The 282-nt window shown below is 67.4% G+C and carries 1 protein-coding gene; it reads left to right on the plus strand.

All coding sequences use genetic code 11. The features are described from left to right. Positions 1 to 238, plus strand: a 238-nt coding sequence (locus tag RVY79_RS19135) for a hypothetical protein (protein WP_317466137.1), incomplete at its 5' end; no start/stop codon positions are given. Positions 239 to 282 lie beyond the last annotated feature (44 nt).

The following is a 282-nucleotide window of genomic DNA, read 5'->3' on the forward strand; positions in this document are numbered from 1 at the left end:
GCGCACAATCTACGCCCTACCGGGCCTGGGGCCCAAGATTCCGGCCCACTCCGCCACGATTCTCACGGCGCACATGCTTCCACTGTCTTCCACGCTACCGCTGGCCGGCGTTGCCGAACCGTCCCCTGCGACTGTCGCGGCCACGGCCCTGGAGGCGTTTGACCGCTATTACGACGACATCCTGCTGCCCCTGTGGCTCGGGCCGGGCTGGAACGCACAGGCGGGTCTCTGCTATTAGGCGCTCGTCGTTGAAAACGACGCGCTGGTGCCCGCCTCCACGGC

The sequence above is a fragment of the Chromohalobacter sp. HP20-39 genome (genome assembly GCF_033052815.1).
Lineage (GTDB): Bacteria > Pseudomonadota > Gammaproteobacteria > Pseudomonadales > Halomonadaceae > Chromohalobacter.